The organism is Bacteroides sp. GM023 (genome assembly GCF_014750685.1).
In the GTDB taxonomy this organism is placed as follows: domain Bacteria; phylum Bacteroidota; class Bacteroidia; order Bacteroidales; family Bacteroidaceae; genus Bacteroides.
In genome coordinates this window covers 180353-195858 of record NZ_JAAXGE010000009.1, presented here as the reverse complement: position 1 = coordinate 195858, position 15506 = coordinate 180353, and the positions used below count along the sequence as shown (strand labels likewise).

Genomic DNA, 15506 nt, shown 5'->3' with positions numbered 1-15506 from the left:
AAGCTATGCCGGACTATGATTTAATCGCCATACTCGGGCCCACAGCCTCGGGTAAAACTCCCTTTGCCGCTGCCTTGGCCTATGAACTCAACACGGAAATTATCAGTGCCGATTCCCGTCAGATATATAGGGGAATGGACCTCGGTACAGGAAAAGACCTGGCTGATTATACGGTAAACGGGCGCACAATCCCTTATCATCTGATTGATATTGCCGAGCCCGGATATAAATACAATGTATTTGAATATCAGCGCGATTTCCTGATTTCTTACGAATCAATCAAACAAAAAGGCTGTCTCCCCGTTTTATGTGGAGGGACAGGTATGTATCTCGAATCCGTTCTGAAAGGATACAAGCTCATGCCTGTACCTGAGAATCCGGAATTACGAGATCGTTTGGCGAATCATTCGCTCGAAGAATTGACGGAAATATTGGGTCAATATAAAGCCTTGCACAACTCTACCGACGTAGATACTGTGAAACGTGCCATCCGTGCGATAGAGATTGAGGAATATTATGCTGCCAATCCGGTGCCCAAACGGGAGTTTCCGGAGTTGAACAGCCTTATTATCGGTGTCGATATTGACCGGGAGTTGCGGCGTGAGAAGATTACCCGGAGACTGAAGCAACGCTTGGATGAAGGCATGGTGGACGAAGTACGGCGATTGATTGAACAAGGCATCGCGCCGGATGATTTGATATACTACGGGCTGGAATACAAATATCTGACTCTTTATGTCATAGGTAAAATGACTTATGAAGAGATGTTCAGCGGTTTGGAAATAGCCATCCATCAGTTTGCCAAACGGCAAATGACCTGGTTTCGCGGTATGGAAAGAAGAGGATTTACCATCCATTGGGTGAGTGCCGAACTGCCGATGGAAGAAAAGATAGCCTTTGTAAAAGAAAAACTGGAAGGGAATTAGTATCTTTGTCAGTAATTTATAGTGAGATTTTTAATACAGTAGGATAGAAATACGGATATGAGTGTAGAACCGAAGAAATGGGGTGTGATTTATAACCCGAAAGCCGGTACCCGAAAGGTAAAGAAGCGCTGGAAAGAAATCAAGGAGTACATGGACAGCAAAGGTGTTGACTATGACTATGTGCAATCCGAAGGTTTCGGCTCAGTAGAACGTCTCGCCAAGATTTTAGCAAACAATGGCTATCGCACGATTGTCGTTGTGGGCGGTGATGGGGCTTTGAACGATGCCATCAACGGTATTATGCTATCCGATGCCGAAGACAAAAATGATATCGCTCTCGGTTTTATCCCGAACGGCATTGGAAACGACTTCGCCAGATACTGGGGACTCAGCACTGAATATAAACCTGCGGTAGACTGCATCATCAATCACCGGTTGAAGAAAATAGACGTAGGATACTGTAATTTCTATGATGGAAAAGAGCATCAGCGTCGTTACTTCCTCAATGCCGTCAATATCGGACTGGGTGCGCGAATCGTGAAAATCACCGACCAGACGAAACGTTTTTGGGGAGTGAAATTCCTGTCGTATGTCGCTGCCCTGTTCTCACTTATATTTGAACGGAAACTATACAGGATGCACCTACGCATCAATGACGAACATATCCGCGGACGTATCATGACGGTATGTGTGGGCAGTGCCTGGGGCTGGGGACAGACTCCGAGTGCCGTTCCCTACAATGGATGGCTGGACGTTTCCGTAATCTACCGTCCTGAATTTCTTCAAATCATCTCCGGTCTGTGGATGCTGATTCAGGGAAGAATCCTGAATCACAAAGTAGTGAAAAGCTACCGGACGAAGAAAGTGAAAGTACTCCGGGCACAAAATGCTTCTGTGGATTTGGACGGACGCTTATTGCCGAAGCATTTCCCCCTGGAAGTGGGCGTGCTACCGGAAAAGACTACGCTTATTATTCCCAACTGATAATTTAAGGCACGGATTACGCGGATTACACGGTTTCTAGTTAATCTGAAACAGCAAGAGCCGTGTAATCCGTGCCTAAAGAAATAAACTTATAATAGTATCAAAAAATGATAGAACTTAAAAACAATCCTGCCGGCAACTTCTTTCTGTTGGCTGGCCCATGTGTAATAGAAGGCGAAGAGATGGCAATGCGTATTGCCGAACGAGTGGTGAAAATCACCGAAGCATTGCAGATTCCTTATGTATTCAAAGGGTCTTACCGCAAAGCAAACCGTTCGCGCCTGGATTCGTTTACAGGTATCGGCGACGAAAAAGCGCTGAAAGTACTGCAAAAAGTACGCGATACCTTCGGAGTTCCTACCGTATCCGATATTCACAGTGCGGAAGAAGCTGAAATGGCAGCCGAATATGTGGATATTCTTCAGATTCCGGCTTTCCTTTGCCGCCAAACAGATTTGCTGGTTGCAGCCGCCAAGACCGGAAAGACGATTAACATCAAGAAAGGACAATTCCTCTCCCCACTGGCGATGCAGTTTGCTGCCGACAAAGTGGTGGAAGCAGGAAATAAACAAGTGATGCTAACCGAACGCGGAACAACTTTCGGTTATCAGGATTTAGTAGTCGACTATCGCGGTATCCCCGAAATGCAGACATTCGGTTATCCTGTTATTTTGGATGTCACTCACTCATTGCAACAACCCAACCAAACCAGCGGAGTGACCGGCGGAATGCCTCAACTGATAGAAACCGTTGCCAAGGCAGGCGTAGCCGTAGGCGTTGACGGAATCTTCATCGAGACACATGAAAATCCTGCCGTAGCCAAGAGCGATGGTGCCAATATGCTCAAATTAGACCTGTTGGAAGGCCTGCTTACTAAGTTAGTACGCATACGTGAAGCTATAAAATAACGTTTTTTCCTGTCTATTTGTGATTTGCAACCAAATACAACGACAAATTACTCAGAAACATTTATTTAAATTAAATAGAACATGAAACATTTATTACGTGGATTATTTATTGCAGTTCTTGTTATATGCTGCAATTTCCAGTCCGTCCTTGCACAACCCATGCAACAATTGCCCGTGGACAAGAATGTCCGTATCGGCAAGCTGGACAACGGGCTTACTTACTACATCCGACACAACGCACTCCCGGAGAAACGGGTAGAATTCTACATCGCCCAGAAAGTAGGTTCTATTCTCGAAGAACCGCAACAACGCGGTTTGGCTCACTTCCTGGAGCACATGGCTTTCAACGGAACAAAACATTTCCCGGGTGACGACACCGGATTGGGTATCGTGCCCTGGTGCGAAACCAAAGGTATCAAGTTCGGAACGAACCTGAATGCATATACCGGCGTCGACCAGACAGTTTATAATATCAGCAACGTACCGACAGAGAATGTCAACGTCGTAGACTCCTGCCTGCTTATCCTTCACGACTGGTCTAATGCCATCAACCTTGCCGACAAGGAAATCGACAAAGAACGTGGTGTTATCCGTGAAGAATGGAGAAGCCGTAACAGCGGTATGCTCCGTATCATGACAGACGCGCAGACTACCATGTATCCGGATGCCAAATATTCCGACTGTATGCCTATCGGAAGCATCGACGTAATCAACAACTTCCCTTATCAGGACATTCGCGATTATTATTCAAAATGGTATCGCACAGACCTGCAAGGTATTGTGATTGTCGGCGACATCAACGTAGACGAGATTGAAGCTAAACTGAAGAAAGTTTTTGCAGACGTAAAAGCTCCGGTAAATCCTGCCGAACGTATCTACTATCCGGTGCCTGACAACCAGGAACCGCTTATCTACATCGGTACTGACAAAGAGGTGAAGAATCCTTCCGTAAACATCTTCTTCAAACAAGATGCTACTCCCGATTCAATGAAGAATACCATTGCATACTATGCTACCCAATATATGCTTAGCATGGCTATGAATATGCTGAACAACCGTTTGAACGAAATTCGTCAGACAGCCAACCCTCCTTTCACCAGTGCAGGTGTAGGATATGGAAACTACTTCCTTGCCAAGACTAAAGAAGCATTCAGCCTTAGCGCAAGCAGTAAAATAGACGGTATCGACCTGGCTATGAAAACCGTATTGGAAGAAGCCGAACGCGCACGCCGTTTCGGATTTACAGCTACTGAATATGACCGCGCACGCGCTAACTATCTGCAAAGTGTAGAATCCGCTTACAACGAACGTGAAAAAACGAAGAGCGCCGCATACGTTGACGAATATGTGAACAACTTCCTCGATAAAGAACCGATTCCGGGCATCGACTTTGAATATATGCTTTCCAAACAAATGGCTCCGAATATCCCGGTAGAAGGTGTCAACCAACTCATGCAACAGCTAATCACGGACAACAACCAAGTGGTTCTGCTTGCCGGCCCTGACAAAGAAGGCGTGAAATATCCTACTAAGGAAGAAATCGCTGCTTTACTGAAAGAGATGAAGACATTCGACCTGAAACCCTATGAAGATAAGGTTTCCAACGAACCGCTTATCTCCGAAGATATTAAAGGTGGAAAAATCGTATCTGAAAAAGCCGGAGAAATCTACGGTACTACTAAGTTAGTGCTTTCCAACGGCGTGACGGTATATGTGAAACCGACTGACTTCAAAGCTGACCAAATTGTGATGAAGGGTGTAAGTTTCGGTGGTACCAGCGTATTCCCGAATGAAGAAATCATCAATATTTCTCAATTAAACGGTGTAGCCCTCGTAGGTGGAATCGGTAACTTCAGCAAAGTAGAACTGGGTAAAGCTCTTGCCGGAAAACGCGCGTCTGTGGGTTCAGGTATCGGTAATACGACTGAAACTATCTCCGGTAGCTGTTCTCCGAAAGATTTCGAGACTATGATGCAGCTTACTTACCTGACATTCACTTCTCCGCGTAAGGACAACGAAGCATTCGAATCTTACAAGAATCGTCTGAAAGCAGAACTTCAGAATGCAGACGCCAACCCGATGAGAGCGTTCAGCGACACAGTGACCAGCGCATTGTACGGCAACCACCCGCGTGCTATCCGAATGAAAGAAGATATGGTAGACCAAATCAACTACGACCGTATTCTCGAAATGTACAAAGACCGCTTCAAAGATGCAAGCGACTTCACTTTCTACTTGGTAGGAAATGTAGACTTGGAATCCATGAAACCGGCCATTGCCAAATATTTGGGAAGCCTGCCTTCTATCAACCGTAAAGAGACTTTCAAGGATAACAAGATGTATATCCGCAAAGGACAATATAAGAATGAATTTGCCAAGAAACAGGAAACTCCGATGGCTACCATCATGTTCCTTTACAGCGGCACTTGCAAATATGACTTGCGCAACAACATCCTGCTTAGCTTCCTCGACCAGGCTTTGGATATGGTTTACACAGCAGAAATCCGTGAAAAAGAAGGCGGTACATACGGCGTGAACTGTAACGGAAGTCTTAGCAAATATCCGAAAGAAGAACTTGCTCTTCAGATTGTATTCCAGACTGACCCTGCCAAGACAGAAAAATTGTCTGCCGTTGTTGTGGAACAGTTGAACAAGATGGCTAAAGAAGGCCCGTCTGCCGAACATATGCAGAAGATTAAAGAATATATGTTGAAGAAGTACAAGGACGCTCAGAAAGAAAACGGCTACTGGCTCAATAATCTGGACGAATTCTTCTATACCGGTGTCGACAATACAAAAGACTATGAAAAGTTGATTAACAGCATCACAGCCAAAGAAGTCCAGGATTTCCTTGCCAAACTGCTGAAACAGAACAACGAAATTCAAGTCATTATGACCATGCCGGAAGAAAGCAAATAATATTCCTCTAGTATATCAACAGAATGATGATACTCAACGAACTACGCAAACATGGAAGGCTCGCCGCCAAACGGCATCCGATGTATGAAAAGAACAAAGTAGCTAAAATACTCGGTTATGTCATGGGCGCATTTTGGGCTGGTTACCTGATATTCTTCGGTACGACGTTCGCGTTCGGATTTTCAGATATGGTTCCCAACCGGGAACCATATCATGTAATGAACGCTGTCGTCCTGATATTTATCCTGGCACTCGACTTCCTGATGCGTGTTCCGTTTCAAAAAACACCGACGCAAGAGGTAAAACCTTACCTCTTGCTGCCGGTTAAACGAAATCGTGTCATCGACTTCTTACTTATCCGCTCCGGACTTAGCCTGTTCAACCTGTTCTGGTTGTTTCTCTTTGTCCCTTTTTCCTTCATTACCATTACCAAGTACTTTGGCGTTCTCGGTGTCATCACCTATCTTATCGGTATCTTGCTGCTGATTCTTGCTAACAATTACTGGTACTTATTGTGCCGCACACTCATCAACGAACGTATTTGGTGGCTTCTATTGCCCATCGCTTTCTACGGTGGAATAGGCTGCCTTCTTTTTATTCCCAAAGATAGCCCGCTCTTCTATTTCTTTATGGACTTGGGCGATGGATATATCCAGGGAAACATTCTTTATTTTCTCGGCACTATACTTGTCATCGTCATTTTATGGCTGATTAACCGCAAGATTATGTCCGGGCTTATCTATGCAGAGTTAGCAAAAGTAGATGATAGCCAAATCAAACATGTATCCGAATATAAATTCTTCGAACGTTACGGAGAAGTTGGCGAATACATGAGACTGGAACTGAAAATGCTTTTACGTAATCGCCGATGCAAAGGTTCGCTACGCAGCGTCGGTATTGTAGTCGTAGCCTTCTCCGTCGCACTTAGTTTCTCCAGTGTCTACGACGGCAACTTCATGACTTCTTTTATCTGTGTTTATAACTTCGCCGTGTTCGGCATGATTATCCTTTCGCAGATTATGTCGTTCGAAGGGAACTACATTGACGGCTTGATGTCTCGCAAAGAATCCATAATGAGCCTGCTGAAAGCTAAATATTACACATACAGTATCGCCGAAATCATTCCTTTTATATTAATGATTCCTGCTATTGTCATGAATAAGCTAACACTACTAGGCGCTTTCGCCTGGTTTTTCTATACCATCGGCTTCATCTATTTTTGTTTCTTCCAACTGGCGGTTTACAATAAACAGACAGTAACGCTGAACGAAAAAGTGACCAGCCGCCAAACCAACAGCGCCATACAAATGTTGGTTAACTTTGGAGCCTTCGGTGTGCCGCTTATCTTATACAGTATATTAAATGCACTTTTAGGCGAAACAGTTACTTATATTATCCTGTTGGCTATCGGTCTTGGATTTACCCTGACGTCTCCCTTATGGATAAAGAATGTATATCGTCGCTTTATGAAACGCCGGTATGAAAACATGGAAGGTTTCAGAGACAGTCGCCAATAGATTCATGGGCATTAACTATATAAACATTGAAAATCATGATTACCATTGACAAACTTAAAAAGAATTTCGGTGAGAAGGTTGCCGTAGACATAGAACACTACGAAATCAATCAAGGCGATATGCTCGGATTGGTAGGAAACAACGGTGCAGGTAAAACGACTCTCTTCCGATTGATGCTGGATTTACTGAAAGCGGACGATGGAAAAGTGATTATAAACGACATCGACGTCAGCCAAAGTGAAGACTGGAAAGCCTTTACCGGTGCTTTTATCGACGATGGTTTTCTGATTGACTATCTTACCCCGGAAGAATATTTCTATTTCATCGGAAAGATGTACGGATTGAAGAAAGAAGAAGTGGACGAACGTCTCGTTCCTTTCGAACGTTTCATGAACGGAGAAGTAATCGGAAACAAGAAGCTAATCCGCAACTACTCTGCGGGTAACAAGCAAAAAATCGGCATCATCTCCGCCATGCTTCATTATCCGCAATTATTGATATTGGACGAACCTTTCAATTTCCTCGACCCAAGTTCGCAATCTATCATTAAGCATCTGCTCAAAAAGTATAATGAAGAACACCAGGCAACGGTTATCATTTCCAGCCATAATCTGAATCATACGGTAGATGTATGTCCGCGAATTGCTTTGTTGGAATACGGGATTATCATCCGTGACATTATCAATGAGGATAATTCAGCAGAGAAAGAGCTCGAAGCTTATTTCAATGTGGAAGAGTAAGGGGAGTTACTATTTACAAGTTACGATTTACTATTTATGAATTACTTTTGCTGTTTATAAGTTAAGTACAGATGATGAAAGCAAAATTCAAACTAATATTCTTACTGGTAGGACTGACCGCCATTCTTAGCTCCTGCCGCACGTCCGCCCCTCGTTTGGATTACCAGGGATTGGCACGGGCTTCTATCCTATTAGGCGTAGATATTAATCTTGAAGATAACCATAAACTCTACCTGGAAGCTGCCGACTGGATAGGCACTCCTTATCGTGGTGGCGGAGACTCAAAAAGAGGAACTGACTGTTCAGGCATGGTCTATCAAATATACCGGAAAGTTTATCGTATCCAAGTGCCGCGAAACTCGGAAGAACTGAAAGACAAAAGCAATAAAATAGCCAAACGTAACCTCAAAGAAGGTGACTTGGTATTCTTCAGCAGCAACCGTTCCAAAAAGAAAGTAGCCCATGTAGGCATCTATCTGAAGAACGGGAAGTTCATTCATTCCAGCACTAGCAAAGGAGTAATCGTCAGCCGGCTGGGCGAAGATTATTACAGCAGGCATTGGATAAGCGGTGGAAGAATGCGTTAATCACCCAATCATCAACTCTAAATAACCACACATTATGAAGTCATTTATTGGAGCAGTAATATTTATCTGTGTAGCGTTCAGCGCAAATGCACAGCTTTTATGGAAAGTATCAGGTAACGGAATAAACCAACCTTCCTATATTATAGGTACACATCACCTGGCACCATATAGCATCATGGACAGCATTGCCGGACTCAAAAAAGCACTGAATGAAACTCAACAGGTATATGGGGAGATAAAAATGTCCGAAATGCAATCGCCGGCTACCATGCAGAAGATGCAGCAAGCCATGATGATTGCCAATGACAGCACGCTAACCACCCTCCTGTCACCGGAAGATTTTGCAACTGCCAATAAATTCTGCAAAGAAAACCTAATGATAGATTTAAGCACAGCCCCCAAACTAAAACCTGCCTTTCTGTTGAACAATGTAGTAGTGGTGGCTTACGTGAAACATATTGGCAAATTCAATCCACAGGAACAACTCGACACCTTCTTCCAGTCTCAAGCTACGCAGAACGGTAAGAAAGTAGACGGCCTGGAAACTGCGGAGTTCCAATTCAACCTACTATTCAACGGCTATTCACTACAACGTCAGGCACAACTGTTGATGTGTACGCTTAATAACATCGACTCTGAAGTGGAAAACCTGAAGAAACTCACCAACGCTTACATGAAACAGGATTTAAATGAAATGCTTCGACTCAGCGAAGAACGCAAAGGCAACCAATGCGACTCGACTCCCGGTGAAGAAGATGCCTTGATTTATAACCGCAACAAGGCATGGGCAGGAAAACTACCGGCTATCATGAAGGCCGCTCCGACTCTTGTTGCTGTCGGCGCCCTGCATCTTCCCAGCAATAAAGGATTATTAAACCTACTAAAAAAGCAAGGATATACGGTAGAACCTGTGAAATAAGAGTAGAACCAGTAAAATAAGAAAAGTATTTAGTACTTTTGCTGAAAAGTTTTCCCAATGAATTACAAAACCTATTTATTCGATTTCGACTACACATTAGCCGATTCGTCACGTGGTATCGTTAAGTGTTTCAGAATTGTGCTCACCCGCCACCAGTATTTAACCGTCACCGATGAAGCTATCAAACGCACTATTGGAAAAACACTGGAAGAATCTTTCAGTATTCTCACCGGAGTTACCGACCCGGCACAACTTGAAGCCTTCCGACAGGAATACAGAAAAGAAGCCGATGTTCATATGAATGTAAACACACGTCTCTTCCCCGACACATTATCCACCCTAAAAGAGTTGAAGCAACGGGGTGCCCGCATTGGAATCATCTCTACCAAATATCGCTTTCGGATATTGAGCTTCCTCGAAGAATATCTGCCAAAAGATTTCCTTGATATTATAGTAGGCGGAGAAGATGTAAAAGCTGCGAAACCTTCACCGGAAGGGGTACGGTTTGCTTTGGAACATTTGGGAAGTACGCCACAAGAAACATTGTATATCGGAGATAGCACCGTAGATGCGGAAACTGCCCGGAATGCAGGAGTGGATTTTGCAGGAGTACTCAACGGGATGACTACCGCAGAAGAACTTCGAGCTTATCCGCATCGGGTGATTATGGAAAATCTTGGAGATTTAGTTCACCCTTCATCTATCTGACTCATTTCTCATAACAGGAATTTATAAAAAGAGTTATTACATAAACATTTCTTTATGCGTTATCTTGCATAAAGAAATGTTTATGCGTATATTTGTATGGTCAAAAGGAACAAGAATATCATTAAAAACACGAAAAATGGAGAATCAGAAAGGTGAACTTGAGGAGATCAATTTTCAGATTTTTAGAATCAAGTACGCCATTAAGCAATATAGAGATAGGTGCGAAGTCTTAGGTATTAATCCAAATCCCAGGACGGATGAACTGCTTGAACAACTCACAGAATTAATAAAAAAGAGAGAACTGTTACTGAAAGATTAAATAATCCCCCCCTTGTAGAAAGGGATAAATTATGAATCATATGGAAGAACTATTGAAAGAATTGAAAGAAATGAGTGCATTGAAAGACGATGCCAGTTTGGAGAAAGCTAGAGAAATTAGAGCTAAGTATAATAGCTCTAAAGAAAGAGAATTCATTATTAAATATATGAATGGAGAATTAGACTGCATTGAAAACGAAATTAAGATAGTTGATGCAAAACTTGAGCGCATGTTATCTATTAAAGCACAAGTTAAAGAAATCAGTGAAATAGTATCATTAAAATACATTGCAAAGAACTATTTCGGAAAAAGTGCATCATGGCTTAGTCAACGCATTAACGGAAGTCCTGTTAGGGGAAAAATTTACTGTCTCAAAGAATCTGAACTTGATATATTAAATTCAGCAATACAAGACATAGGTAAAAAATTAGGCTCACTCTCTATTGGATAATCATCCGTTCTTTGGATGCTATCCTTATCATTGAGCTTAGAATATGCCTTCAATATAATTCTAAACGAAAAAAAAAGTTTATAGCGATTTTGCTCCCATGCTCCCACATTTTACCTGAATCCCTTTATTTATCAATGTTTCAGTAATGATAGCAACCATGAGAGCAGCTATGGGAGCAAATGTTGCTCCCATATACCACAAATTCTCCTTAGCATGATTTTTTTATGACACTCTGAGACAGCACCGTAGACGCGGAAACTGCCCGGAATGCAGGAGTGGATTTTGCAGGAGTACTCAACGGGATGACTACCGCAGAAGAACTTCGAGCTTATCCGCATCGGATGATTATGAGCAATTTGTCCGACTTATTATAATTATACCTACACTCCCAACAAGTAAATAAATTGCTTTAGAATTGATAGTTGACAAGGCCTCAGATACAAGTTGAGCCACTTGCGAAACTTCAATTTATTATTTAACCGATGGCATCAATAACTTGCTGGGGTGTCATCACCAAAGCGTCACTTTCACGAAGCGGCTTTTGTTTCAAGAATAATACCGGAACTATTTCCTGTTCTTTCAGGAAAGGGAGTTTCCGGGCTTTGGCAGTCAGTTCATAGATCAGCCTGTCCGCGTCTTCCCCTTCCGTCCATTTACATTCCCCTACCAAGAGCCTTTTGCCATCCATACTCTGCGCCACTACATCCAGTTCGATAGCCTCATCCCTCGATACATTGCCCCACCAACGCCCGGCAATGTTGTACATCTCTCCGCCGATCATTCCGCCACTGACAGCCTGGCGGCATAGCTTTTCCCACCAGGCAGATACATAACGGGAGAATTGCGAACGGATAACATCCGTCACAAAACCGGAACGTCCGAGTTCTATCAGCGAACGGTTGGGAACCACAAAGTGAAAATAGAAATCCATAAACGGATCACTTACTTTATACAGGCTCTTCTTACTATTCTTGGGGTTCTCACCGAAAGGAATCTCCCGTTCGATGAAATCCAGTTGGCGCAGTTTCTCTAATGGGCCGGACAAATGAGTAGCCGGCTTTTCCAGGCGTGCGGCAATTTCCGATAATCTGTTGGCGCCGCTCCCAATCACAGAGAGAAGGGTCGATGCCTGAATCACATCCCGCATATCATCCATAAACAGACGGATTGGTTCTTCGTACAGTGTACCCAACGGATTGAGAATATTGTAAGCTATCGACTCCTGCAAGCCGTCATCCTGCAACCGCAGTTCCCAATAACGGGGTACACCTCCCCACACAGCATATTCTTCCACCGTACTCACGGCATCCGAATGCAATACTTCCTGTAAATATTTAATATGTATAGGAGATAGTTTTAGCATTTGGTCTGCACGTCCGTACAGCGGGGCACTACCATCAAGTATTAACCCTTGCATTAATTGTTGGGAAGAACCGCAAATAATCAAGTTATATTTCAGGCTACGAGAATCTATCAATCTTTGCAACAGGGCAGGAAGTTCGGGAGAACTCTTAACCAGATATGGAAACTCATCCAAACAGAGTGAAAAGCGCTCCTGAGTCCGATGGTTAAGAGCAGTCAGTAATGCTTCCCAATCGGGATATACCACCTTATCAAAATCCGGCATTACCATGCCGATTTCTTTGGCAAGCAAGCTGATTTGATGCGCACGTTCCGTTTGGTCGGCCATATAGTACACATCATTTGGAGTCAGCACTCTTTTTATCAAGGTAGACTTTCCTAACCTGCGTCTGCCATATACAACGACAAATGCAGCTTTCTCACCGTTCAACGCTTTTTGGAGACGTTTTTGTTCTTCTATCCGATCTACAAATTCCATATCTAAAACATTATAGAATACAAAAATAATGTTTCTACTCCATAATAACAAACATCTTACTTGTTTTCTCGTTTGAGTTCTCTTCTTCATTATCTTCTATACCCAGCATCTATAAATCTCGCACTAACTTTCCGTAACTGGCTTATGGACTGATATAGACTACAATTCGACTCTCCTGCACTTACGAAAAAAAGTTTATAGCGATTTTGCTCCCATGCTCCCACATTTTGCCTGAATCCCTTTATTCATCAATGTTTCAGTAATGAGAGCAACCATGAGAGCAGCTATGGGAGCAACTTTTGCCCCCATATACCACAAATCCTCCTTAGCATGATTTTAGAACAATAGAAATCAGATTTACAGGATATTAACTGTTATCATCTCAGCTATTAATAGCTGACATCCCAAGTATTAATAGCTGAGAAGCCAAGTATTAACAGCTGATAAATGACCTGTTTACATCCAATAAATGATATAGCAATACCCAAAAAGTGGATTAGATGAATTACTTCTTATTTTCATCCATCCACTTCTTCAACATTTCGGACTCTTCATGGCAAAAAGTAGTTAATTGGTTTATCAATCGACCGGATTGTGATAAGAGAACCACGGCGGACATCAGTTCTGAAGTAAGTTTCAGTGCTTTCAATCGGGTATTCGGTTCGTTCATATGGATGAAATAGAGCGAAAAAGCCTGATAAAGTATCGGAATATAACGCTCCCACGGAAGTTCCAAGCTAGAAAATAATGCTTTTGATTTTTCTAGTTTACGAAAAAGATAGTGGGGTAAATCATCGCCCGAGTTAAGTTTACATCGGGAAGAGGAAAGCATTTCTTGAGCTAAACGTTCAAAATAAGCCTTTAGAGCGGTCATCTCTTCTGACGAAATAGAGTCTATCAAAAGAGATTCAGCAGATTGGTCAACGACAGTATCTGTCGGATTGGCTTTGGGACACATTGTGTGTTCTGTATCCATAATAATAAGGTATTAAATAGGCAGAAAAAAAGAGCGGTTCCGCCTGACCCGTTACCTAACACTCTCGCAAGCTGGGGGCACATTGATGCTCCCCACGGGGGTACGAAACCGCATATCACCAAACAGCAGCAGACATAAAAATGCCTGCTACCGAATCTGAAGCAGATTCACCGCTTGCGAGGTAGAATGTTAGGTATTGCAAATATACTATCTTTTTTTAAAACAATCACACTGTACAAAGATAAAACATAGCCTTTTTCTTGACTTAGATATAGGACAATCAACACCCCGTGCATTAGGAAAAGTCGCAAGACTACACTCAAATTACAGTTTCCTACGCTGAAACTTCAGTTCCATTGGTTGAAACTAGAGTTCCAAAAGCAAGAAACTTTAGTTTCCCCGCCTAGACACTTTAGTTTCTAACGCTTGAAACTAGAGTTTCAAAGCCTTGCAACTAAATGTTTCATTACTTGGAACTAATAGTTTCAAGGCATGAAACACTTTGTTCCAAGTAATGAAACATTCGACACCTAGCCATGAAGAAGTAGAAACTCATAAGCAATCGATCGACAGGTCTATTAGGAGAGATGAAAGAACGGGTGATAGGTGATAGATGAGGTGATAGGTTATAAACACAACCTATCACCAGTCAAAGTATTATAAATGAATGATTTGAACCATCAGGTGATAGGTTGAAAGAGAAAATGCATTTTAAACCCTAGGAAGAGGGAGAAGTATTCCAAAACAATTAAAAAAAGAGCGGAAACATTTGTTTGGATTGAATAAAAATAGTACTTTTGTGCCCGATTATTCCGCAACGGGTTCGATAAAGAGCTCTTTAAGTGATTAAAGACCACCCGCCGGAGCTAACTTATACATTATATATAAGATGTACGCAATTGTAGAAATTAACGGTCAGCAGTTTAAAGCAGAAGCTGGTCAGAAATTGTTCGTTCACCACATTGAAGGTGCAGAAAACGGCGCAACAGTAGAATTTGAAAAAGTTCTTTTGGTAGACAAAGACGGAAACGTAACTGTAGGTGTTCCTACTGTAGAAGGCGCGAAAGTTGTTTGCCAGGTTGTTTCAAACTTGGTTAAAGGCGACAAAGTTCTTATCTTCCACAAGAAAAGAAGAAAAGGTCACAGAAAACTGAACGGTCACCGTCAACAGTTTACTGAATTAACAATTACAGAAGTAGTAGCTTAATCATTTTAAAAAGTAAGAAGAAATGGCACATAAAAAAGGTGTCGGTAGTTCTAAGAACGGCCGCGAATCACAAAGTAAGAGATTAGGCGTTAAGATATTTGGTGGCGAAGCTTGCAAAGCAGGTAACATCATCGTTCGTCAAAGAGGTACTGAATTCCACCCGGGTGAAAACATGGGAATGGGCAAAGACCACACTCTTTTCGCTTTAGTAGATGGTACAGTTAACTTCAAAGTAGGCAAAGGAGACAAAAGATCTGTTTCTATCATTCCTGCAACTGAAGCATAATTGCACAACTGAAAATATTTAAGAGAAGGAGATGTAATCCAAAGGATTGCATCTCCTTTCTTTTTTACCCTTCTACTTTTTTATCTTTCTTTTTTATCACAATCACCTTCATTACTCGATAAGCATACACTCTTTTAACATTTACATATTACACTTCTGCAATATTTTTCATTTTTTCCATCCTTATTATTGCCAAAATATAGCATATATGTAATATCA

General features: G+C 42.4%; 15 protein-coding genes and 1 pseudogene. 14 read left to right on the top strand and 2 right to left on the bottom strand.

From position 1 onward, the window contains the following. Positions 1–5 precede the first annotated feature (5 nt). The 12 genes and pseudogenes from miaA to HC965_RS18955 all read left to right on the top strand — a co-directional run. Positions 6–926, top strand: coding sequence for a tRNA (adenosine(37)-N6)-dimethylallyltransferase MiaA (miaA, locus tag HC965_RS19010; RefSeq protein WP_191032925.1), 921 nt, complete (start codon positions 6–8; stop codon positions 924–926). Between the two features lie 57 nt (positions 927–983). Further along, on the top strand, positions 984–1910 hold the full coding sequence (locus HC965_RS19005; protein WP_191032924.1) for a diacylglycerol kinase family protein: 927 nt from the start codon (positions 984–986) through the stop codon (positions 1908–1910). A gap of 107 nt (positions 1911–2017) precedes the next feature. Next, entirely contained in the window at positions 2018–2818 is an 801-nt protein-coding gene (gene kdsA / locus HC965_RS19000; RefSeq protein ID WP_191032923.1) for a 3-deoxy-8-phosphooctulonate synthase, read from the top strand. An 81-nt stretch (positions 2819–2899) separates the two neighbouring features. Continuing rightward, a complete protein-coding gene (locus HC965_RS18995; protein WP_191032922.1) occupies positions 2900–5737 on the top strand; it encodes a pitrilysin family protein in 2838 nt (945 codons plus the stop codon). 23 nt (positions 5738–5760) lie between these two features. Continuing rightward, positions 5761–7254, top strand: a complete 1494-nt coding sequence (locus tag HC965_RS18990) for a DUF5687 family protein (protein ID WP_191032921.1) — start codon at positions 5761–5763, stop codon at positions 7252–7254. Positions 7255–7289: 35 nt separating this feature from the next. Further along, positions 7290–7994, top strand: coding sequence for an ABC transporter ATP-binding protein (locus tag HC965_RS18985; RefSeq protein WP_191032920.1), 705 nt, complete (start codon positions 7290–7292; stop codon positions 7992–7994). A gap of 74 nt (positions 7995–8068) precedes the next feature. Beyond that, on the top strand, positions 8069–8581 hold the full coding sequence (locus HC965_RS18980) for a C40 family peptidase (protein ID WP_191033162.1): 513 nt from the start codon (positions 8069–8071) through the stop codon (positions 8579–8581). A 34-nt stretch (positions 8582–8615) separates the two neighbouring features. Then, entirely contained in the window at positions 8616–9500 is an 885-nt protein-coding gene (locus tag HC965_RS18975) for a TraB/GumN family protein (RefSeq protein ID WP_191032919.1), read from the top strand. Positions 9501–9557: 57 nt separating this feature from the next. After that, entirely contained in the window at positions 9558–10208 is a 651-nt protein-coding gene (locus tag HC965_RS18970) for an HAD-IA family hydrolase (protein WP_191032918.1), read from the top strand. 136 nt (positions 10209–10344) lie between these two features. Next, positions 10345–10527, top strand: a complete 183-nt coding sequence (locus HC965_RS18965; protein WP_191032917.1) for a hypothetical protein — start codon at positions 10345–10347, stop codon at positions 10525–10527. A 40-nt stretch (positions 10528–10567) separates the two neighbouring features. Then, positions 10568–10978: a DUF5053 domain-containing protein gene (locus tag HC965_RS18960; protein WP_191032916.1), complete on the top strand. Its 411-nt coding sequence runs from the start codon at positions 10568–10570 to the stop codon at positions 10976–10978. A 236-nt stretch (positions 10979–11214) separates the two neighbouring features. Continuing rightward, positions 11215–11352: pseudogene (locus HC965_RS18955) on the top strand (HAD family hydrolase); the annotation flags it as partial. A 101-nt stretch (positions 11353–11453) separates the two neighbouring features. Here HC965_RS18955 and HC965_RS18950 read toward each other — a convergent pair. Together HC965_RS18950 and HC965_RS18945 are read right to left on the bottom strand one after the other, a co-directional pair. Beyond that, positions 11454–12818: an ATP-binding protein gene (locus HC965_RS18950; RefSeq protein WP_191032915.1), complete on the bottom strand. Its 1365-nt coding sequence runs from the start codon at positions 12816–12818 to the stop codon at positions 11454–11456. 505 nt (positions 12819–13323) lie between these two features. Further along, entirely contained in the window at positions 13324–13794 is a 471-nt protein-coding gene (locus HC965_RS18945) for a hypothetical protein (RefSeq protein WP_191032914.1), read from the bottom strand. Between the two features lie 889 nt (positions 13795–14683). Between HC965_RS18945 and rplU the strand changes: the two genes are divergently transcribed. Together rplU and rpmA are read left to right on the top strand one after the other, a co-directional pair. Next, a complete protein-coding gene (gene rplU, locus HC965_RS18940) occupies positions 14684–15001 on the top strand; it encodes a 50S ribosomal protein L21 (protein WP_191032913.1) in 318 nt (105 codons plus the stop codon). A gap of 22 nt (positions 15002–15023) precedes the next feature. Beyond that, a complete protein-coding gene (rpmA, locus tag HC965_RS18935) occupies positions 15024–15287 on the top strand; it encodes a 50S ribosomal protein L27 (RefSeq protein ID WP_191032912.1) in 264 nt (87 codons plus the stop codon). Positions 15288–15506: the final 219 nt, after the last annotated feature.

Excerpts from the sequence above, each read along its gene's own strand:
- HC965_RS19005 (WP_191032924.1), top strand. The coding sequence starts at position 984 with ATGAGTGTAGAACCGAAGAAATGGGGTGTGATTTATAACCCGAAAGCC.
- HC965_RS18975 (WP_191032919.1), top strand. The coding sequence starts at position 8,616 with ATGAAGTCATTTATTGGAGCAGTAATATTTATCTGTGTAGCGTTCAGC.
- HC965_RS18990 (WP_191032921.1), top strand. The coding sequence starts at position 5,761 with ATGATGATACTCAACGAACTACGCAAACATGGAAGGCTCGCCGCCAAA.
- HC965_RS18985 (WP_191032920.1), top strand. The coding sequence starts at position 7,290 with ATGATTACCATTGACAAACTTAAAAAGAATTTCGGTGAGAAGGTTGCC.
- HC965_RS18960 (WP_191032916.1), top strand. The coding sequence starts at position 10,568 with ATGGAAGAACTATTGAAAGAATTGAAAGAAATGAGTGCATTGAAAGAC.
- HC965_RS18980 (WP_191033162.1), top strand. The coding sequence starts at position 8,069 with ATGAAAGCAAAATTCAAACTAATATTCTTACTGGTAGGACTGACCGCC.
- HC965_RS18950 (WP_191032915.1), bottom strand. The coding sequence starts at position 12,818 with ATGGAATTTGTAGATCGGATAGAAGAACAAAAACGTCTCCAAAAAGCG.
- miaA (WP_191032925.1), top strand. The coding sequence starts at position 6 with ATGCCGGACTATGATTTAATCGCCATACTCGGGCCCACAGCCTCGGGT.
- rplU (WP_191032913.1), top strand. The coding sequence starts at position 14,684 with ATGTACGCAATTGTAGAAATTAACGGTCAGCAGTTTAAAGCAGAAGCT.
- HC965_RS18970 (WP_191032918.1), top strand. The coding sequence starts at position 9,558 with ATGAATTACAAAACCTATTTATTCGATTTCGACTACACATTAGCCGAT.
- rpmA (WP_191032912.1), top strand. The coding sequence starts at position 15,024 with ATGGCACATAAAAAAGGTGTCGGTAGTTCTAAGAACGGCCGCGAATCA.
- HC965_RS18995 (WP_191032922.1), top strand. The coding sequence starts at position 2,900 with ATGAAACATTTATTACGTGGATTATTTATTGCAGTTCTTGTTATATGC.
- HC965_RS18945 (WP_191032914.1), bottom strand. The coding sequence starts at position 13,794 with ATGGATACAGAACACACAATGTGTCCCAAAGCCAATCCGACAGATACT.
- HC965_RS18965 (WP_191032917.1), top strand. The coding sequence starts at position 10,345 with ATGGAGAATCAGAAAGGTGAACTTGAGGAGATCAATTTTCAGATTTTT.
- kdsA (WP_191032923.1), top strand. The coding sequence starts at position 2,018 with ATGATAGAACTTAAAAACAATCCTGCCGGCAACTTCTTTCTGTTGGCT.